Source organism: Lysinibacillus sp. NPDC093190 (assembly GCF_050280425.1).
Taxonomy (GTDB): Bacteria; Bacillota; Bacilli; order Bacillales_A; family Planococcaceae; genus Lysinibacillus.
In genome coordinates, this window is the sequence record NZ_JBNNVG010000002.1 from 80,013 (window position 1) to 98,667 (window position 18,655).

General features: G+C 33.9%; 19 protein-coding genes and 1 pseudogene. 8 read left to right on the forward strand and 12 right to left on the reverse strand.

Annotated elements, in window-relative coordinates; genetic code table 11:
- Positions 1 to 48: 48 nt before the first annotated feature.
- Positions 49 to 213, reverse strand: a complete 165-nt coding sequence (locus ACQKOF_RS02345) for a hypothetical protein (protein WP_427553302.1) — start codon at positions 211 to 213, stop codon at positions 49 to 51.
- A 391-nt stretch (positions 214 to 604) separates the two neighbouring features.
- On the opposite strand from ACQKOF_RS02345, the gene ACQKOF_RS02350 reads away from it, so the two are divergent.
- Positions 605 to 1,063, forward strand: a complete 459-nt coding sequence (locus tag ACQKOF_RS02350) for a putative iron-sulfur cluster-binding metallochaperone (protein WP_427553756.1) — start codon at positions 605 to 607, stop codon at positions 1,061 to 1,063.
- A gap of 105 nt (positions 1,064 to 1,168) precedes the next feature.
- On the opposite strand, the gene ACQKOF_RS02355 is transcribed toward ACQKOF_RS02350, so the two are convergent.
- From ACQKOF_RS02355 to ACQKOF_RS02365, 3 genes are all read right to left on the reverse strand, one after another.
- Positions 1,169 to 1,540, reverse strand: a complete 372-nt coding sequence (locus ACQKOF_RS02355) for a hypothetical protein (protein WP_427553304.1) — start codon at positions 1,538 to 1,540, stop codon at positions 1,169 to 1,171.
- A gap of 119 nt (positions 1,541 to 1,659) precedes the next feature.
- On the reverse strand, positions 1,660 to 2,214 hold the full coding sequence (locus ACQKOF_RS02360; protein ID WP_427553306.1) for a DUF3267 domain-containing protein: 555 nt from the start codon (positions 2,212 to 2,214) through the stop codon (positions 1,660 to 1,662).
- 21 nt (positions 2,215 to 2,235) lie between these two features.
- The gene (locus ACQKOF_RS02365) at positions 2,236 to 3,645 is read right to left on the reverse strand and encodes a PLP-dependent aminotransferase family protein (protein WP_427553308.1); all 1,410 of its coding nucleotides are present in this window, start codon (positions 3,643 to 3,645) and stop codon (positions 2,236 to 2,238) included.
- A 133-nt stretch (positions 3,646 to 3,778) separates the two neighbouring features.
- Between ACQKOF_RS02365 and ACQKOF_RS02370 the strand changes: the two genes are divergently transcribed.
- The gene (locus ACQKOF_RS02370) at positions 3,779 to 4,690 is read left to right on the forward strand and encodes a DMT family transporter (protein ID WP_427553310.1); all 912 of its coding nucleotides are present in this window, start codon (positions 3,779 to 3,781) and stop codon (positions 4,688 to 4,690) included.
- Between the two features lie 294 nt (positions 4,691 to 4,984).
- On the opposite strand, the gene ACQKOF_RS02375 is transcribed toward ACQKOF_RS02370, so the two are convergent.
- From ACQKOF_RS02375 to ACQKOF_RS02405, 7 genes and pseudogenes are all read right to left on the reverse strand, one after another.
- Positions 4,985 to 5,392, reverse strand: a complete 408-nt coding sequence (locus ACQKOF_RS02375; protein ID WP_427553312.1) for a hypothetical protein — start codon at positions 5,390 to 5,392, stop codon at positions 4,985 to 4,987.
- A 1,309-nt stretch (positions 5,393 to 6,701) separates the two neighbouring features.
- The gene (locus ACQKOF_RS02380) at positions 6,702 to 7,145 is read right to left on the reverse strand and encodes a hypothetical protein (protein ID WP_427553314.1); all 444 of its coding nucleotides are present in this window, start codon (positions 7,143 to 7,145) and stop codon (positions 6,702 to 6,704) included.
- A 122-nt stretch (positions 7,146 to 7,267) separates the two neighbouring features.
- Positions 7,268 to 7,711 carry a hypothetical protein gene (locus ACQKOF_RS02385; RefSeq protein ID WP_427553316.1) on the reverse strand — a complete coding sequence of 148 codons (444 nt, stop codon included), beginning with the start codon at positions 7,709 to 7,711 and terminating at the stop codon, positions 7,268 to 7,270.
- A 325-nt stretch (positions 7,712 to 8,036) separates the two neighbouring features.
- Positions 8,037 to 8,167, reverse strand: a pseudogene (locus tag ACQKOF_RS02390) (CPCC family cysteine-rich protein); the annotation flags it as partial.
- 428 nt (positions 8,168 to 8,595) lie between these two features.
- Positions 8,596 to 8,871, reverse strand: coding sequence for a hypothetical protein (locus tag ACQKOF_RS02395; RefSeq protein WP_427553318.1), 276 nt, complete (start codon positions 8,869 to 8,871; stop codon positions 8,596 to 8,598).
- Between the two features lie 277 nt (positions 8,872 to 9,148).
- Positions 9,149 to 9,430, reverse strand: a complete 282-nt coding sequence (locus tag ACQKOF_RS02400) for a hypothetical protein (protein WP_427553320.1) — start codon at positions 9,428 to 9,430, stop codon at positions 9,149 to 9,151.
- A 258-nt stretch (positions 9,431 to 9,688) separates the two neighbouring features.
- Complete coding sequence (locus tag ACQKOF_RS02405) at positions 9,689 to 10,603, reverse strand: LysR family transcriptional regulator (protein WP_427553322.1); 915 nt, start codon at positions 10,601 to 10,603, stop codon at positions 9,689 to 9,691.
- Positions 10,604 to 10,911: 308 nt separating this feature from the next.
- On the opposite strand from ACQKOF_RS02405, the gene ACQKOF_RS02410 reads away from it, so the two are divergent.
- Both ACQKOF_RS02410 and ACQKOF_RS02415 read left to right on the forward strand, forming a co-directional pair.
- Positions 10,912 to 11,460 (forward strand): cupin domain-containing protein, encoded by a 549-nt coding sequence (locus ACQKOF_RS02410; RefSeq protein WP_427553324.1) that lies wholly within the window; start codon positions 10,912 to 10,914, stop codon positions 11,458 to 11,460.
- Positions 11,461 to 11,665: 205 nt separating this feature from the next.
- On the forward strand, positions 11,666 to 12,463 hold the full coding sequence (locus ACQKOF_RS02415; protein ID WP_427553326.1) for a dihydrodipicolinate synthase family protein: 798 nt from the start codon (positions 11,666 to 11,668) through the stop codon (positions 12,461 to 12,463).
- An 877-nt stretch (positions 12,464 to 13,340) separates the two neighbouring features.
- Here the strand turns inward: ACQKOF_RS02415 and ACQKOF_RS02420 are convergent.
- A complete protein-coding gene (locus tag ACQKOF_RS02420; RefSeq protein WP_427553329.1) occupies positions 13,341 to 13,982 on the reverse strand; it encodes a TetR/AcrR family transcriptional regulator in 642 nt (213 codons plus the stop codon).
- A 128-nt stretch (positions 13,983 to 14,110) separates the two neighbouring features.
- Between ACQKOF_RS02420 and ACQKOF_RS02425 the strand changes: the two genes are divergently transcribed.
- The 4 genes from ACQKOF_RS02425 to ACQKOF_RS02440 all read left to right on the forward strand — a co-directional run bounded on the left by ACQKOF_RS02425 (position 14,111) and on the right by ACQKOF_RS02440 (position 18,458).
- On the forward strand, positions 14,111 to 15,124 hold the full coding sequence (locus ACQKOF_RS02425; protein WP_427553331.1) for an ABC transporter substrate-binding protein: 1,014 nt from the start codon (positions 14,111 to 14,113) through the stop codon (positions 15,122 to 15,124).
- A complete protein-coding gene (locus ACQKOF_RS02430; RefSeq protein WP_427553333.1) occupies positions 15,114 to 16,175 on the forward strand; it encodes a FecCD family ABC transporter permease in 1,062 nt (353 codons plus the stop codon). The genes ACQKOF_RS02425 and ACQKOF_RS02430 overlap by 11 nt, the downstream gene beginning before the upstream one ends.
- Position 16,176: 1 nt before the next feature.
- Positions 16,177 to 16,950 carry an ABC transporter ATP-binding protein gene (locus ACQKOF_RS02435; RefSeq protein ID WP_427553335.1) on the forward strand — a complete coding sequence of 258 codons (774 nt, stop codon included), beginning with the start codon at positions 16,177 to 16,179 and terminating at the stop codon, positions 16,948 to 16,950.
- Positions 16,951 to 17,021: 71 nt separating this feature from the next.
- A complete protein-coding gene (locus ACQKOF_RS02440; protein ID WP_427553337.1) occupies positions 17,022 to 18,458 on the forward strand; it encodes an MFS transporter in 1,437 nt (478 codons plus the stop codon).
- Positions 18,459 to 18,655: the final 197 nt, after the last annotated feature.

Consider the following 18,655-nt stretch of genomic DNA (forward strand, 5'->3'; position numbering starts at 1 on the left):
GAAAGTAGCTACAAAAAAATGTCAACAAAATTTGTTGACACTCGCAAATTACAGTGAATTGTATTTTTTCACTTTTAAAGGAATAGATAGTACATATAAATCTATAGCATATGTAGTAATCGTAATCCCTTTACCATCTTCAGTAAATTTTGCTTGATTAAAACGTTCAGAAACTTTTCTTTTCCCCCATTTTTTAGGGAACCATTCAAACATAATATGTATCACCTTTAAGTATTTTCTTTTATAAGACTAAGACAATAATTTGAACTGCATCCCAGTTGTTAGACCTGCTAACGATTGGGATGTAGTTCATTTTATAAACGCCTAGTTTATTTGTATGATAACTTTCTTCTTTTGTAAATAAAGTTTGATAATTTACAAAAATGAATTCCAATTTTCACTCGTGGCCTTTCTTTTTTTGCGTGTTCACTTTCTTGTTGATATTATGACTCTACTAATAAAGTAAATAAGTGTCCTTTTCCCCTTCACCTTCTTACATGGGTTATACTTTATGTATGGCGTACTATGAGTCCTAACCAAAGTACAAATGTCCTACTATTGATACTTCATCGACTGAAAATAAAATGTACGAGGTGAAATGAAGATGGAAAATTGTTGTGGCAACCTAAAAAAAAATACTAATGAAAACACTATTGTTTGTCCCTCTTGCAAAAATAAAGCTAAAAATGTACAACTAATAACAATTAAATCAATGATAAAACCATCTGTATTAGGATCAATAAATGCTATGGAAAATCACTATTTTTGTTCGACTAAAGATTGTCATGTCGTTTATTTTGATACGAGTAATAAGGAGTACTCACTATCTGATATAAAGGTAGGCGTGCATCAAAAGGATGACTCATTAAGTACACCGGTTTGTTATTGTTTTGATTGGACTAAAGAAAAAATTAAATACTATGTTGAAAATGAACTCACGCCTAATCCGTTAGAACACATTCGTGCAAATATTAAAGAAAACCGTTGTGGCTGCGAGGTAAACAATCCTCAAGGTAGTTGTTGTTTGGGGAATGTTACGAAATATATTAAAGGTCTAGCCTAAATAGGAATAAAAAGGGGTCCTAAAATCCTGGTAAACAGGGGTTTTAGGACCATTTTTTTGATCGTAAAATTGGTTAGCGCTAATTTATCCTCCCTTTGCATCAGTTTAATCTATTAATTGATTAAACTTTTCTGTAGGAAAATCAACTCCTAGTTCCTCTATTTGTATTTTTGCATTCTCAATTAATTTTGTAGCCTCTTTTTTAGTTTCATCATCTAAATTTGCGAATCTTCCGCCTTTTCCATTACGGGTTGGAAGTGATACTCCAAGTTCTTTTAGTCGTGTATTCGCTTCCTCTTGAGTTAGAGAACCATCTTTAAGTTGTTTCATTATTTCTTCTACCTGTGTTTTTGTTTCATCATCTAAATTCGCAAATTTATCGTCTTTTTCATTATGGGTTGGAAGTGATACTCCAAGGTCTTTTAGTTGTTTTTTCGCTTCCTCTTGAGTTAAAGAACCCTCTTTAACTTGTTTCATTATTTCTTGTACCTGTGTTTTTGTTTCATCATCTAAATTCGCGAATTTTTCGTCTTTTTCATTATGGATTGGAAGTGATACTCCAAGGTCTTTCAGTTGTTTATCTGCTTCCTCTTGAGTTAGGGAACCATCTTTATAAGAAGAAGATTTAGTAAATCAACTGACGATCCCATTGCGTTTAGTAGGACCAAGAACTTTAATGTCGTTGTTAAGAGTCCAAATACACTTAAAATTAGTGGGAAAATTATTGAAAGTATCATAAAAGGAGCAACCGTAATGACGATATATCTTGATTTTGAAATCTCTTCTTCCGTAATTACAAAAGCTCCGAACAGAGTAAACCCTACCGAAGTTTTTTCTGATTGAATAAAATTAGGAATGAACATCAAATGAAGTAATTCGTGAATTATTAATAGTAAGACTATCCCCAAAATAACGCTTAAGTTAATGGTTATTGATATTCCACCAGATGTAAATCCAAAATCTCTCAAAGAAATACTAGAAAAAATATTTATTACCCCAATAGAGATCATTGAAGCGACAATCATTAGTGGGATAGATAAAAATATAGCACTTGTTAAATTCTTAGGTTCTTTCATCGGAATCCAGCCATTTTTAATTAAGTCTACATGTAAATGTGGGTTACTTTTTGGCAATTTGTTTAGTATTTTCATTTAACCACTCCATTTTACGATCTATTGATTTTTAATAATTTCACTTAATTGGAATATGCCTTCTTTCATTTCATCAAGTGAAGCATACCCATAGGAGATTCGTATAAACAGTCCTGATTTTTCAGCATAAATACTACCAGGATTTAGAAGAATATTGTTAGATAATGCTTTTTCAAATAGTCTTTTTACTTTAAATTCTGGCTTAATATTAACCCATATGAACAATCCACCTTTTGGGATGTCCCACGTAGCGTAAGGACTCAAATATTTGTCCAGTGCATCTAAAGCAACTTTTCTACGAATGCTAAGTTGTTCTCTTACTTTATCAAGGTGATCATCATAGAAATTACTAGATAGCCACTCTGCAGCAACGAGTTGTGAAAGAGTACTTGATCCATAATCGGATTGCATTTTTAAATCTGCTAATCGATTTATGACTGATTCCGAGCCAACTATCCAACCAATTCGTAATCCTGGACTAAGGGTTTTCGATAAACTCCCAACATATAATACATTTCCGTAATGATCCATTGCTTTCAGTGGTTTAGGTGATGGATTGTCAATCCATAAATCACGGTACACATCATCTTCTATAACTGGCAGTTGCTCTCTTTCGCAGTATGTAATTAATTTCTTTCGTCTCTCTTCTTGCATTAAGGCGCCTGTTGGATTGTGGAAGGTTGGAATCGTATATAAAATATTCTTTCCTTTTTCATTTATCGGATAAATGGAATCTATTATAATCCCCTCATTGTCCATCGCTAATCCTTGCAACTCCATCCCCGCAGACTCAAAAACAGTCAACGAGTAAAGATAGGACGGCATTTCTAGCAATACCGTTGAACCTCTTTTTAGGAGTCCTATTGAAATAAGATGTAAGGCTTGGAGCGCACCAGAAACTACAAGGATGGACGACGGAGATGCTTCGATTCCTCTGACCTTTAAATAATCACTAATTGCTTGGCGTAATTTTATATTTCCTTTTGGCTCTTCATAGCCAAAAGTGGTCAATTGATTCGAAACCTTTTGAACAACGGATTTCATCTCTTCTAAAGGGAACATCTCTGGTGATAATTCCCCTTTACTCAATTGAATAAGATTCGCATTCGATTCCGCTTCGTTAATCTCCTGCACCATAGTAACGCTAGGTTTATGAATGCCTAAAGTGACATTTTCATTCCAGTTCGTCGAGGATTTTGCCCCCATCAAAGTCCAAGTATTATTGGTGACGACAGTTTCCTTCCCTGCTTTGCCTTCAATTAGGCCTTCCGCCATTAGTTCCTCTAATGCTGTTATGACTGTACTACGATTAACCTCAAACTGTTTTGCCAGATTACGTTGACTGGGTATGGGACTTCCGATCGCCCACTCTCCTTTAGCAATTTTTTCTTTTATAAAATCAATAATCAATTGATATTTTGGTTTTTTCATAAGTACCCCCTTTTCTGAACTGGTTGGTTTTTTTCATTATAACCTGTTGCAGAAATTTTACCAAAATCCTATTAATATTAAAAACATAAATTTAATTGGTTGGATTAGAAAGTAAAACGAACGAGGTGTATTCATGTTAAAAACATTAGATTTTAAGATTATTTCTGCTCATTTCATAACAATCATTTTATGGGCATCAGCTTTTCCAGGAATACGAGTGGCATTGACGGCATATTCACCTGAACATATATCACTTTTACGATTATTAGTCGGCTCATTCGTATTAATAATCATAGCAGTTATTATAAAAACTCCTTTACCTGCGTTAAAAGATATCCCCATTATTTTATTACTTGGCTTTTTAGGTTTCACCGTGTATCAAGTAGCACTAAATTACGGAGAGCAAACGATTAGTGCGGGGGTTGCAAGTTTACTTGTTTCCACAACCCCTATATTCACCGCTTTGTTAGCTGTATTCTTTTATCGTGAGAAGCTTGGATTATGGGGATGGGTAGGTTCACTTGTTGGTTTTTGTGGTGTAGCATTTATTTCTGTAGGAGGTTCAACTGAAGACTTTGCTTTTAATACTGGGATTATCCTAGTTTTAGTAGCATCCCTTTCAGAAAGTATTTACTTTGTTTTTCAACATCATTATCTAAAAAAATATGGGGCTATTCCCTTTACGATGTACGCCATTTGGTCAGGTACTATTTTTATGTTACTATTCTCGCCTGGCCTAGGTGAAGCAATTATAGATGCGCCGTTAAATGCAACATTAGTCACTTTGTATCTTGGAATTTTCCCAACAATCATTCCTTATTTTACGCTAGCTTATATTACCTCTCGTACTGGAGCAGCTGAAGCAACTAGTACACTTTATTTAACCTCTGTTTTTGCATTTCTTATCGCATGGATTTGGCTTGATGAGGTTCCGCATTTTTCTGCCATTACAGGTGGCTTGATTACTTTAATAGGTGTATTTATTGCAAACGTAAAGAAAGAAGATATTAGTAAAGAAAATAACAATGCTCAAAGTTTAAACTAACTGTCTCAATTGAATAATCAATTATGCCTCGGTATAATTGCGTCCGGAATCGTCTGAAAGAAGTTAAAGTCTATTTGCTTCGCTGATTATTACTGTTGCTTTGAAATAAAGTTTGAGCAAAAATACCTCGCAACCCCTTATTTTACGATAAATAAGAAGAATCCCTTTTGAAAAAAGTTGATCAAAAGGGATTCTTCTTTAGCAGTTTTAAGTTAGGTTATTATAAAAAAGTTTGATTATTTTCTACCTGTGTTGCTCAACAATCGCGCCCTTTTGCGGATATATGAAAATTGATTACCCCTCAACAAGCCCATAGTATTTATAAAGTTTACCTTCTGATTCTACGAGTAAAATTGGTCCTCCAATTTCTTCTTTTTCTTTAACCGAAAAGACTTTTGCACCAACAGGCAATTTGTTCGACATTTCGTCTTCAAAGTTTGTATCTGTATCGTTTTTTGTTTTTATTTCTCCTACCTGCTCGTCTTTTGTTAAGGTTAGTTCTTCAACCCAATCAATTCCAGTCTGATAAATCACTCCATTGAACTGAAATATATCGGCTTCAGGATCTAATTTTAAAATCTCTTCCGCATTAGGATTTTCAGTTGTATAAACTTCTACTTTACCTTTATCTGAATTAGAACATCCAACAGCAGTTAATAAAACGAAAATAACCAAACCCAAAAATAATCTTGACACTTTCACGTTATCCCTCCTTGGATTGTTAGACGGATAAAGGTTAATTAAGTTACCTATTTGTTCCGTTAAATGGCCCGTGTAGTTTTAGAATAAAGATTGATTAAAAAATCCCTTTCAACCTTTTTTTATCAGCTGAATGGAAAAACTTCATTTCGAAAAAAGATTGATCAAAATGGAGTTGATATTTCTAACTAAGTATGTGGTTTTTATAAAAGGTTTAATTTGTTGTTTCACTAATAGTTGATTATGCCCAGCTGAGCACGTGGCGTGATTGATATGATCACTTAAATTAATTTTAGCTGCAGTAACTGGTGTAACCGGTGGCCCGGAGAAAAGCACGTACCTGGTATTGTCCGATGGCCCATTGAGCCAATACCTAGGTTTATTTCATCGCAACTTTTTTACAATCGTCTCGACTTTATTTTAAACATCATATCTTTTTTATAAACATCGCAACTTTATTTCAAAGCTACATTTCACACCTGGTCCTTATGTGCGTTGACCTTGCTAGTATTATAGATAGAATACTGATAAAAAAGGTGTATAAACACCATATAATTAATGTTCATAAGAAAAGTCACAAACATTTAAAAACATTCGTGACTTTTTGGTGTATGTCCAAACTTTCATTTGGGAACGTTATTAGGTTTATTTATGTATACGTTATAAATCCTTGTTGCATTAAAACCTCCATAGGGTAAAGAGGAAAAATGAAGCGTATTAAACAATCGCCCCTTTAGTTTAATACCGTTTTCTAAATAAACGATTTCCGATAAGGGTCTTTAATATCCTCTTCATTTGGTTTTCTTGCATTTTCAACAAAGCATACTTCTGATGTTCCAAATTCAATAAAGTTTTTTGCGCTTGTCTTAAAGATACTTCGTTTGCTCCGTGTAGATTTAAAATAAAGTTGTACCGTTTATAAAAAAGATGTATCGTTTAAAATAAAGTTCTACTGTTTTTAAAAAAGTTGCACCATTTTGTCCCTTTTTGATGTAAGAATTCTAAGTGAGTTTTAATCAAACTTTTTTATAAAAAATAACTCCTTCACAAAATTAAATCCATCCATTTTGATTAATCTTTTTTCAAAATGGATGGGTTTCTTCTATTGTAAAATCAGCATTTGTAGCACGGTTTTAATTAAACTTTATTTTAAACCAACAACAACCTATAAAGTTGGTAAATCAGCCTTCTCGGATTACTTCTTATCAACTTTTTTTATAAAGCTACAATTACGAGGTATTTTAAACAAATTTCATTAAAAATCAATAAATAAGGCCCTTCTTTAACATACCGAAGGGCCTTACATTCGTATTTATTTGTTCTTTGTAAGATAAATTGTATCAGACACTACAAGCCCCGCATCATTTGTCCATGCAGAGTCTGTAAATAAATATAATCTAATATAAGTTTTCTCATTCTCGTAAACATCACCTATTTTTAATGATTTTGTTGGTGTATTCGATGAAAAAGATCCTGATGTAATATCATGCGACATAGAGTCTGATCCCATCCATGTTAATCGCATATCATAGTATAAAGTACCACATTTCCCATTTGATTCAGCCTTTGCATCAACAGTCGTTGCTTTGGCTGAATAGTTAGTAGCATCAGTGTATACTCTAACTTTACAACCACTTCCTGCTTTAGACACACTTTGCCAATCTGACCAAGCAGCTTGTGCTGGTACTGCTGGAAGAAGTAAAGCCCCCGATAAAGCCATTGTTCCTAACAGTGTTGCAATCTTTGATTTAAACATAATTTTTCTCCTTTTTGATTGTATTATTAAATTAGTAAATATAGTAATGCGTTGGAACCTTAATATACAAAATAACAAGTAAACGCAGTTCTCCGTTTTTCATACAAAAGGATTACATATACTTATTTATTTTTTGTTAATGTAATGTCAGAAGAGTAAGCTGTACCTACATACGTTTTGTACGAAGAATCTGAATATAAATCTAATATAATAAGAGTTGTCTCATTCTCGTAAACATCACCTATTTTTAATGATTTTGTTGGTGTATTCGATGAAAAAGATCCTGCTGTATAATCGTGTGATGAAAATTCTGCTTTTCCCACTGCTAATTTCATATCATAGTATAAAGTACCACACTTCCCATTTGATTCAGCCTTTGCACCAACGGTTGTTGTTTTTGCGGAATAGTTAGTAGCATCAGTGTAAACTCTAACTTTACAACCACTTCCTGCTTTAGACACACTTTGCCAATCTGACCAAGCAGCTTGTGCTGGTACTGCTGGAAGAAGTAAAGCCCCTGATAAAGCCATTGTTCCAAATAGTTTTGCAATCTTAGACTTAAACATAACCTCTCTCCTTTCTCTACTATTAAACTAGTAAATAATGTGTTTCAATCTAAATATATAAAATATTGGAGAATATGTCAAAAATTGTGTATCTATAGATTTAAAATAAAGTTCTACTGTTTGTAAAAAAGTTGCACCATTTTGTCCCTTTTTGATGTAAGAATTCTAAGTGAGTTTTAATCAAACTTTTTTATAAAAAATAACTCCTTCACAAAATTAAACCCATCCATTTTGATTAATCTTTTTTCAAAATGGATGGGTTTCTTCTATTGCAAAATCAGCATTTGTAGCACGGTTTTAATTAAACTTTATTTTAAACCAACACTCCGCCTTCGAAATCGGGGTTATTAAACTGAACCCATCATCTTCCCAAAAACAAATTTTACATATATAGAAAGTATCTGATGGCTCTTCTGGTAATGTTTTATAGCCACAACAAGGACAAGTATATTTCATGCAATCACCCACTTTGAATACTGCCGATGATTCCTTTCGTTACGGGGTATTGAATAACCTTTATGCTCCAGAGTGCTTGAATACTTCTTAAGAACTTCTCCACCTCTCGATAGATGTTTAGCTACCATACTTGGAGTCATTGCCTCAATCACTATCTTCATACCTAACACTCCCATCGTTATAGAATCGTTAAGACCATCATACCGCCAAATAGAAAAATTTGATTATACCAAAAATCTCTCAGTGAAATGAAAATTCACGCCACAGAAAACCAGAGCGTGAATTAAGATGAACTATTCTGTTGGACCTTCAGATGGATTTTGTTCTGTAGATATTTCTTCTTGTTCAAGTGCTGCTACACTTTTAAATCGATAGACGCGTTTTACAACTCTTCGACCATTTCCATTAATACCTAAATTTATGCCACTTTAAATTTTTTGAAACCCGACACCACCAGACCCCGTAGTATCGTAAAACTCTTCAATTTCAACCTCAGCAGCTGTTTCAATTCTTTTAGCGATTGCTAATTCTTGAGCAACTCTAGCTTGGTACTCTGAAATTCTATTTTCAATTTCTTGCAGACGAGCTTCATTCTCCAGTAAAGCAATATCTTCTTGTTCTGCAACTGTTTTTGATTTATTAACGGATCTAATTAACTCGGTAGCAATTGCTACTGTAGCGTCAATCGCTAGATTTCCTATCATCATTAAAAAACTCTTCCTGGTAAATAAAGTTACTTAAATCATATCATAGTAGATTGGTTTCCACTTTCAAATGTTCTGGATATACTCTCTAGCACCAAGCAAACTGGTGATGTACCGATGTTGTAACGAAGTATGCACCAGTATAACGGTATAGAAGGAGAGATCGCGCTTATTTAACTAAACTGCGTCGTTTGGTAATATTTCATAAAAGTTTGTTATTCAACAAGCTGGCCCTATTGCTTAAAAAGCACAAATTATCTTTAAGAATTGCGCCCGTTTATGGACACTCATGCTTTGGTTCATGAATTTTTATGGCTTGTCTAAGCCAATTTTGCTGCTTAGAATCAAGAATATCCTTAACAGATAAAAAATCCTTAAGGTCTTTTTCTCTTGTATTTCTCACCTTATATAATAAAACTATTTCTGGTGCTAAATAAGGTATTCCTGTGTCAGAATAACTCAACACCGATCTTAAAGGGTAAGAAATTTGTAAATCCCTTCTAAACCTCCAATTTTCAGCGTCAGATTCATTTAAGCTTATATTGAATAAGGGTTGCATAACCCCCCCTTTTTTATGCAGCTACCATGCTTCTGAAGAAGCTGACAATGTTGATAATCAACATTGTATAAAATCATATATAAACGATAAAAATGAACAATTCGGAACCCCTTAAGCACCAAGGGGTTTTTGATTTCGGAACTTCCGAAAAAAATTGGCCTTATGTTAACTAGGTTTGTATAGAGTATTCATTGTTGTTTTATCCATTGCATCACCGCCTCGTTAGGATCAGCTACTAATATAATGAACTGGTAACCTTTAATCAGTATCTTTATTGGTTCTATAATTCAAATTAATCGTGGTGGCCTTTAGCTGATCAATAAACATACGTGTAGCAGCACCCATATATTTATCTTTCCTATAGACGATTCCTACTTCTCGGGAAAGATTAGAATTTAGAATTGGAATGACTCTTATTTTATTATTGTTAAGGCACTCTAAATAAGGTTTAGGCAATATAGTCACTCCTACTCCTTTTTCAACCATGTCAATTAAAGATTCCATCGTTGTTATTTCAAAAGTCGGCTGAGGGAGAAATCCCAAGTCATTACAAGATTTATTGATAAGTTGTCTTAAAAAGTAGTTTTCAGGAAATAAAACGGAAGATGTTGTCCGCAATACATCCAAATGTACCATATCTTGTTCCTCTAATGGATGCCCGTTGGGTACCGCAAGGGCCAGTTCCTCCTTGTACAAAGAAATCGATTCTAATTCTCTATCTTTCATAGGTAAAAAAACAATACCTATATCCAATTTATTTTCTAACAAGCTTTTCCTAATGTCTTCCGTGCGTAGTCCAAACACAGAAATTTTAATAGCAGGGTATAAACGATGAAAATTAAGTAATGTCGGTGGAATTAGGTAGTTTTCAACTGTTAACAATGTTCCGATAGAAATATTTCCTCTTTGGAGTCCGTTTAATTCCTTTATAGCAGTTTGTGCTTGTTCTAATTCATGGAAAATATTCTGAGTATACTTCAAAAGTAGTCTTCCTGATTCTGTAAGTGCCGTCTTTTTACCAATTCGATCAAATAAAGGTGCTCCAATCTCATGCTCTAATAAACGAATTTGTTGGCTTAAAGAAGGTTGGGAAATTCCAATCTTTTCTGCGGCTCTTGTGAAGTGAAGTTCCTGGCATACTGAACGAAAATATTCAAGTTGTCTTAATTCCATTCTAGGGTCCCCCTCAAAAATCAATTTATGGCAATATGTATTATATCATAGCTTGAACCTATTATTACTATATAAATAATTGAATTGCACTATGGTTTAAGATACCCTAAACTGTTAATTAACAAGCCCAGTTTATAACAGTATTTAATAAAGTGGGTTTACCTTTCCATCGCTGTATTGCTAGGTATCAAATTGGAAATTTTAAAATCACTTAGTCCTGAAAGGGGGGTGCCTTTAAGATTTGATAGGGGCGATGTAAGCACAGGAAGGTTAACAAAGGTTCTCAAAAAATTTAGGAGGTTATTAGAATGAGCGATCAAAGAACAGATATTATTAGTTACAAAGATTTTTTACAAAAAAGTACCAAGCCGACTGTTCGTCCTTGTATTTGGAAAGGAACAGATATAAAGGCACAATTAGATGATTCATTGTCTAGTGATTTTATGGGTGATGGCAGAGGTGCAGTATCGCTGGTAAATAAAGATACTGGTGATAAATACGGTGTGACCCCTACTATAAACGCAGTGGTACAAGTATTGGCGCCAGGTGAACATAATAACCCACATAAGCACAGTAATTTGGCTATCTTCATTGTATTTGAAGGAGAAGGCTATAGTATAATTAATGACGAGAAAATTGAGTGGGAAAAAGGCGATGTATTTGTATCTCCTGCTTGGCTTTCACACGAACATTGCAATACGTCTGATCATGAAAATGCTGTTCTTTATACTATCCAGGATGTACCTACTGTCTCCGGTATGGGGACATGGTTTTTGGAAGAACCTGTTGGGTCAGGAGCAAAACATGTTGTTAAAGAAAATATAACTAATAAGAACGACATTTTACCAGAAAAGTAAAATAAAAGCTCCTGCCAGCAATGAATATTTACCCATACTTCGGACAATAAGTTTGTACGGATTCGTGTGCACGCGTGGAGAGATAGTTCCCCCTCTCATCCGTACAAAGTAAATACACCCGACAAGTATAAAATTGTATTCAAATTGCGGTATTACGTTGGTTCAATATTAATATTATTGGGTAAATAATTGGAGGATATAATTGATGAAAAATCTAAATGTTGCTATTCCAACTCCCTTTCATGATGATGAAAGCTTATATTTAGAAGGTTTCAACCCCATTGTTGAACATTTGAAGAATAACGGAATTGAGTCACTACTTGTATCTGGTTCTACCGGTGAGCAAAATTCAATGAGTATTGATGAACGATTGCAAATCATTGATTACTTTAATAAGCAAAACTTTCAAAATATTGAACTTATGTTTGGTGTTTCAGGTGCGAGAACGAGAGATGCGATAAAACTTATTCAAGCACTTGAGAAATCTGTTTTTGACGCAATTCTTGTCCAGTTTCCACTTTATATTCAACCATCACAAAAACAAGCCATTGCTTATGTTAATGAATTGCTAAACCATACAACCAAAAAAGTTGTGCTTTATAATAATCCTGCCCGAACTGGTTTTAACCTAAGTGCTGAATCCCTTAATGAACTTGTCTCTCAACAACACTCGAACCTTATCGGACTTAAAGAAGAGTACAATGTGAAGCGTCATAAAAATACACAGTTACCAGATGATTTCATTATGTTTGCTGGAGGAGATGTTGACCTCATAGAAAAAATACTCGGTGGCTGCAATGGACTTTCCAGTATGGTAGGAAATGTTTACCCTAAAGAAATCAAGCAAATTTTAAATGACCTATTAATGAAAAAACCAGTTGACGTTCATAAAATAAATCAACTAATTGACGAAGTGACACATTATCAAGCCGTTATAAACATAAAAGAACATTACAATTCCCTTGGTATAAAAGTAGGTCCTTGTCGATCGCCCATTAATTAGTAACTAGTGTCCAGCTACTATACACAGTTGATTCAAACAAACGACTTTTTTGAAACAGCCGCATTTTTCAACAGGAGAATGCGGCTTCATGCTGTTCAAAACAGAAATGGACTTCGAACGCTTAGTCACTCAAGAATCCCACTGACGTTAGTCAGCTTGCCCATTTATGGGTGGGAGTCTCAATTATTCATTAGGATCGATTACGCGGTTACGAATATCTAATTTTCCCTCGCCCTGTGCTCGTTTGTTTAACGTATTACGCCAGTTCGGAGCAAGGAGTTCACAAGCAGCAAGTCTAGCTGCTTGTTGTTGCTTTGAAATAAAGTTTGAGCAAAAATACCTCGCAACCCCTTATTTTACGATAAATAAGAAGAATCCCTTTTGAAAAAAGTTTGAGCAAAAGGGATTCTTCTTTAGCAGTTTTAAGTTAGATTATAAAAAAAGTTTGATTATTTTCTACCTGTGTTGCTCAACAATCGCGCCCGATTGTTGAATATAAACACAGATATTATTCAGATTGAGGTAACATTTTAACGAAATATTTTGGGGCTTCCGTAAACCCTTGTCTTATATAAAATCTATGAGCATCTGTTTTTCTTGAATGACAATGTACCAGATCAGCTTGACCTGATGCTGCTTTTGCACAAGTACGCACCATCCGAAACATCCGAAGTAAAGGTGGCCCTTCCAAAGCTAAAGAATGGAAACATTAGTTAATTTTAAACTATATGTTATATCTATGTTTATCTAATATGCTCATTTGTATTTTTTCTAGATGTAACCCTTCTATTTTTGTGTTGACAGGTTGTCAGTCAAAACATATAATTGAACCATCTAATTGATAATTAATATCACTTAGATGGTTGTTACTCAATTATTAAATTTTGCTCTTTACTGTTTTCCTTAAAAGTGATAAATCAAATTTGCCGCTAGGAACGCCAAATAAATGTTCAAATGTAGATTGAATTGCTTCAATTCTTGCAATGCGTTCTGCTTTATTCCATTTGAATAGTGATGAATCAACCCAATGATGGATTGTCGAAAGGAAAAATTCTGCTACAAGTGTCGGATTGTCAACGTGGAAGCTGCTTTCCTTATTACCTTGAATAATTAAATCCGTTACTATTGGTGTGAATTGACAAATCGTTTGTACATGTAATATTTGCCGAAGAATTGCATTACTATCGTGTTGTAAATACTTAAAGATTTCAACATGCCCTGTTGGATCATCAAGCTCATACACAAAAATCCAAGCAATTTTTTCAAATGCAGAAAATGTTTCGTCATAAATTACATCTATAAAATGCTTTTTGATCCCTTTTAGCTGTCGATCAATTAATGCATTTGCTAATTCTTCTTTCGATTTAAAGTAGTAGTATAGTGTTCCTTGTGCTACTCCCAGCGTTTTAGTAATGTCAGTCGTTGAGGTTTTTTCATAGCCTTTTTGGCTAAAAAGTGATTCTGCAGTATCTAATATTTCATTTCGGCGTTCCGTTGCACTTTTCGTTATTCTATTCATTGATTGCACTACCTCCTTTTTTTATTTAAGCATTCGACTGACTATTAGTCAAATGCTTAATTGGAGTGGAAAAAGTTCATTAAATTTATTTGAGTGACTATCAGTCAAAAGATACTAGGGGGATTCAAATGTTTAGAAAAACTATTTATCTATTATGTTTTATTCTTATTTTCGTTGCTTTAGGATGCTCACAAAAGGAGCATTCCTCTGAGGAAATAGCAAGCGTAAATACTAATAAAAAATATCCAATGTCAGTTGGTGTTCATACAAACAAAGGTGAGGAAATCACCCAAACAATTGACAAGGCTCCTGAGAAAGTTATGGTCATTGGTTCAGCTGTTGCAGAATTAATTGTGAAATTTGGACAACAAGAAAAAGTTGTTGGGTTCGCATATAGTGATCAGTCTAATTCAAATTTTGCTTGGGAAATTGAAAAATTACCTTTAGTAAGTAAAATGTGGCCAGCAAAAGAATCCATTATAGCATTACAACCTGACTTAATTTATTCTATTTCTTCAGCATTTAGAGAAGACTTACTTGGGAGTATCCCGTCTTGGAATGATCGCGGTATTCCTGTCGTTTCCTCAACAAATTTTACAATTGGACGTAGTATTGATATTTACTTTAATGAAATAAAAACATTCGGAAAGGTGTTTGATATCGAAAATCAAACAAATAAATTTTTAAATGAACAACAAGCTCATATTAAAGAAATCACATCAGAAGTAAAAAAAATTAAAGACCGTCCTAAAATTTTATTGGTAGGTGGAGCACGTGGAAAGTATTATTACTACTCACCAAAATGGGCAATTATTAGTGAGATGATTAAAGGTGTTGGTGCGGAATATATGGAGCTGTCGAAAGAAGACTATATTGAACTTTCGACGGAGACAATTATTTCAGCCAACCCAGATAAAATTATCATCACTGAATTTCAACAGCCTGATCTAGAGAAAACAAAAAATAATTTATTAAATGATGAGAAACTACAAAATGTGAAAGCAATTCAAAATAAAGATGTGATGGTTACTGAATATACAGGAGCTATTAGTGGTGGCATTGAACTTGCTGACCTATATGAACAGGTGGCTGAGTTCATTCATCCAGATGTTTTTGCAGCAGGAGAAAGAAATGGTAAATAATAAACGCACATTCTCTGCTATTCTTCTACTTTTAATAGGACTGCTTTTTATTTCGATGATTGTCTCAGTTTCTATCGGACAAGTAAATATTTCTTTTTTCGATTCTTGTAAAATCCTTTTGTATAAGTTCACAGGACTCAATATCGGCAATGTGGATACTGTCGTACCCAAGATGATTTCAGATGTTATTTGGCAAATTCGTATTCCAAGAATTTTATTGGCTGTAATTGTAGGCGCAGGCTTAGCACTTTGTGGTAGTGTAATGCAAGCATCGATTCAAAATCCGCTTGCAGACCCTTATATTCTAGGTATCTCATCAGGTGCATCACTGGGTGCAACATTTTCAATTATTTTAGGACATAAGATTAGCAGTTTCTTGGGTGAGTTTGATTTAATCATTTGTGCATTTTTAGGTGCTATATTGGCAACATTTCTAGTATTGGTACTTTCAAGTGTTGGAGAAAAAATGTCCGTCATTAAACTCATTTTAGCTGGAACTGTTGTTAACGCTCTATTTACAGCTCTTTCAAATTTATTCGTATATTTCGCAAAAGATGCTGAAGGCGTCCGTTCGGTTTCATTTTGGACGATGGGAAGTTTATCTTCTGCAGAGTGGAAAGACATTCCGCTAATTGCTGCAATAGTCATAATTATAGGCGTATTCTTCTTATCACAATGGCGCATTATGAACGCAATGCTTATGGGTGATGATGCTGCGATGACATTAGGAATTAACTTAAATGTATACCGAAAAATATATTTAGTCATTTCAGCAATTTTAACAGCTGTTATTGTATCAACATGTGGAATTATAGGTTTTGTCGGTCTTGTTATTCCACATATTGTTCGAATATTTACTGGCTCTAATCATCGTTATTTAGTACCCATCGTCATATTAGTTGGTGCTATCTTCTTAATTTGGACAGACTTACTGGCAAGAACGGTTATTTCAAATAGTGAATTACCGATTGGGATTGTGACATCCTTATTTGGAGCACCTGTATTTATGCACATGTTAATAAAAAAGAAATACGGCTTTGGAGGCAATTAATATGAAATTAACAGTTAATAATCTTTCCTTCTCTGTGTCTGATCTTGAAATCATTAAGAGTATTTCTCTAAAGGTGAATGAAGGACAATTTGTTGGTATTATTGGACCAAATGGTTGTGGAAAATCAACATTATTAAAAAACATCTATAAAGTGACAAAACCAACTAGTGGTATGATTTTTTTAGATGATTTAGATATCGTCAAATCTTCTCCTAAAGCAATCGCTAAAAAGATGGGCGTTGTTGGACAATTTAACAATACAAACTTTGATTTTACTATACGTGACATGGTTATGATGGGAAGAACCCCACATAAAAAAATGTTGGAATCTGACTCAAAAGAAGATGAAGACCTTGTAAATAGTGCCTTACGGAAGGTGAACCTAAAACAGCATGAATTGAAGCATTTTTCGTATCTTTCTGGTGGTGAAAAACAACGTGTTATTTTGGCACGTGCTTTAGCACAAGAACCTCAGTTTTTAATATTAGATGAACCGACGAATCATTTGGACATTAAATATCAAATTCAAATCTTATCGCTCGTACAATCATTAAAAATAGGCACACTTGCTGCATTACATGACTTATCTCTAGCTGCTATGTATTGCGAGTATTTATACGTAATAAAGGATGGTCAAGTCTTAACGCATGGTAAACCGGAGGAAATACTTACACCAGCTTTAGTAAAAGAAGTTTATGAAGTAGACTGTCAAATTTATCAAAATGAACATACAAAAAATTTGGTTATTGCGTATCATCCAAACATTGCTATTTAATCATGTTTTACTTTATTGACTGACACTCAATCAGTTATTTGATATTAAAGAGAGGAGCAATTGTCATCAACATGACTCAATCAACAAACGACAATTCATCTTATTCATATAAGTGGTTCGCGTTAGCAGTTATCCTACTTCCAACATTACTAATCTCTTTAAATAACTATATGGTTCAAATTGCAGTTCCAGTTATTCAAAATGAATTAGCAATTAGCTTTTCACAAGCCCAATTAATATTTATAGGATATTCCATTGGCCTCTCTATAGCCCTTATCTTAGGAGGTAAACTTGGTGATCTCTATGGAAGAAAGAAAATATTATGGTTTGGACTGCTTATATTCACAATCACAGCTGTCATTGGAGGAATTACTTCTAATCCAATGTTATTAATTAGTACTAGAATTGCACAAGGTTTAGGAGCTGCTCTCATTCAACCACAAATTTTAGCGACTATTCAGGTGATTTTTCCTCCAAAAGAGAGAAATTTAGCCTTTGGGTTATATGGTGCTGTTATGGGTATTGCCTTTACATTCGGATTGATATTAGGAGGCTTACTAATAAGTTGGAATTTGTTTGGCGGAGGTTGGAGAACCGTTTTCTTTTTTAATTTACCCTTTGGTATACTAGCTCTTTTATTACTGCCAATTATTCCTGAGTCAACAGGAGAAAAATCACAAAAAATTGATTGGCTTGGTGCCGCGCTTTTAATGTTGAGTATACTATTACTTGTCTATCCATTGTCAGAAGGACAAACATATGGGTGGCAGCCTTGGATTATTGGGTCCTTCATTTTATCACTCATCATACTTACTTTATTTATTTTCGTAGAACGTAGAAAACAGAAAAAACAGCAAGCAACACTTATTGATTTAACAGTTTTTAAGGACCGCTTATTTATTATAGGAATTTGCTCTGTACTATCGATCTATTTAAGTATGTTTGCGTTTTTCTTTATATTAAGCTATTTCCTACAATTTGGTTTGAAATACAATACAACAGAAACTAGTTTAGTATTTTTGCCGTTGGGTATTGGCTACTTCTTAACGTCCATTTTATCGTCTAAATTTGTACATCGCTTCGGTCTAGTTGTGTTAAGGTCCGGTGCACTAACAATGAGTATTTGTACATGTATTCTTATGATGCTACTTTTAGTTAGAGAAACTAATTTATTTGATATTTATGGGTTACTACTATTATTTATATACGGTCTTGGCTTGGGTTTGGCCACAACACCTTTAGTAAACGCGGTCTTAAGTAAAATTCCAAAGAACCATATTGGTGTCGCATCTGGTTTGTATAACACTTTTATGTATTTGGCAAATTCGTTAGCGGTTGCAGGTATTAGTCTTACATTCTCGAAGTTTTTAGGTAATACTTTAGAAAATGCCGTATATAGAGATTATGTAAGGGCATTTTCTGCCTGTTTACTTGTAATTGGATTACTTTCTATTCTTTCGTTTATTATCTTTTCTATTTATCAAAAAAATGAAAAGAAGGAAAGTTAATTCCATAACGTACTTTTAGCTTGTAGAGAAAATTGCTATTTTTTCTTTACAGGCTTTTTTGTTTGAAAGATCATTATGCTAATTAATAAGAAAAAGACTCCCTTACATTTCTCCAAACTTGGCAAAATCAATTTACTTTAATATATAGTATTTAGAGCTTACCTTCGTACTCCTTTCAGAAAAAAGGAATTAGAAAT

What these genes read in the sequence shown, in the direction of transcription:
- ACQKOF_RS02430 (WP_427553333.1), top strand. Translation starts at nt 15,114, where the DNA reads ATGGTAAATAATAAACGCACATTCTCTGCTATTCTTCTACTTTTAATA.
- ACQKOF_RS02380 (WP_427553314.1), bottom strand. Translation starts at nt 7,145, where the DNA reads ATGTTTAAATCAAAGATTGCAACACTGTTAGGAACAATGGCTTTATCG.
- ACQKOF_RS02395 (WP_427553318.1), bottom strand. Translation starts at nt 8,871, where the DNA reads ATGATAGGAAATCTAGCGATTGACGCTACAGTAGCAATTGCTACCGAG.
- ACQKOF_RS02410 (WP_427553324.1), top strand. Translation starts at nt 10,912, where the DNA reads ATGAGCGATCAAAGAACAGATATTATTAGTTACAAAGATTTTTTACAA.
- ACQKOF_RS02360 (WP_427553306.1), bottom strand. Translation starts at nt 2,214, where the DNA reads ATGAAAATACTAAACAAATTGCCAAAAAGTAACCCACATTTACATGTA.
- ACQKOF_RS02440 (WP_427553337.1), top strand. Translation starts at nt 17,022, where the DNA reads ATGACTCAATCAACAAACGACAATTCATCTTATTCATATAAGTGGTTC.
- ACQKOF_RS02400 (WP_427553320.1), bottom strand. Translation starts at nt 9,430, where the DNA reads ATGCAACCCTTATTCAATATAAGCTTAAATGAATCTGACGCTGAAAAT.
- ACQKOF_RS02365 (WP_427553308.1), bottom strand. Translation starts at nt 3,645, where the DNA reads ATGAAAAAACCAAAATATCAATTGATTATTGATTTTATAAAAGAAAAA.
- ACQKOF_RS02435 (WP_427553335.1), top strand. Translation starts at nt 16,177, where the DNA reads ATGAAATTAACAGTTAATAATCTTTCCTTCTCTGTGTCTGATCTTGAA.
- ACQKOF_RS02425 (WP_427553331.1), top strand. Translation starts at nt 14,111, where the DNA reads ATGTTTAGAAAAACTATTTATCTATTATGTTTTATTCTTATTTTCGTT.
- ACQKOF_RS02370 (WP_427553310.1), top strand. Translation starts at nt 3,779, where the DNA reads ATGTTAAAAACATTAGATTTTAAGATTATTTCTGCTCATTTCATAACA.
- ACQKOF_RS02420 (WP_427553329.1), bottom strand. Translation starts at nt 13,982, where the DNA reads ATGAATAGAATAACGAAAAGTGCAACGGAACGCCGAAATGAAATATTA.
- ACQKOF_RS02345 (WP_427553302.1), bottom strand. Translation starts at nt 213, where the DNA reads ATGTTTGAATGGTTCCCTAAAAAATGGGGGAAAAGAAAAGTTTCTGAA.
- ACQKOF_RS02350 (WP_427553756.1), top strand. Translation starts at nt 605, where the DNA reads ATGGAAAATTGTTGTGGCAACCTAAAAAAAAATACTAATGAAAACACT.
- ACQKOF_RS02355 (WP_427553304.1), bottom strand. Translation starts at nt 1,540, where the DNA reads ATGAAACAAGTTAAAGAGGGTTCTTTAACTCAAGAGGAAGCGAAAAAA.
- ACQKOF_RS02405 (WP_427553322.1), bottom strand. Translation starts at nt 10,603, where the DNA reads ATGGAATTAAGACAACTTGAATATTTTCGTTCAGTATGCCAGGAACTT.
- ACQKOF_RS02385 (WP_427553316.1), bottom strand. Translation starts at nt 7,711, where the DNA reads ATGTTTAAGTCTAAGATTGCAAAACTATTTGGAACAATGGCTTTATCA.
- ACQKOF_RS02415 (WP_427553326.1), top strand. Translation starts at nt 11,666, where the DNA reads ATGAAAAATCTAAATGTTGCTATTCCAACTCCCTTTCATGATGATGAA.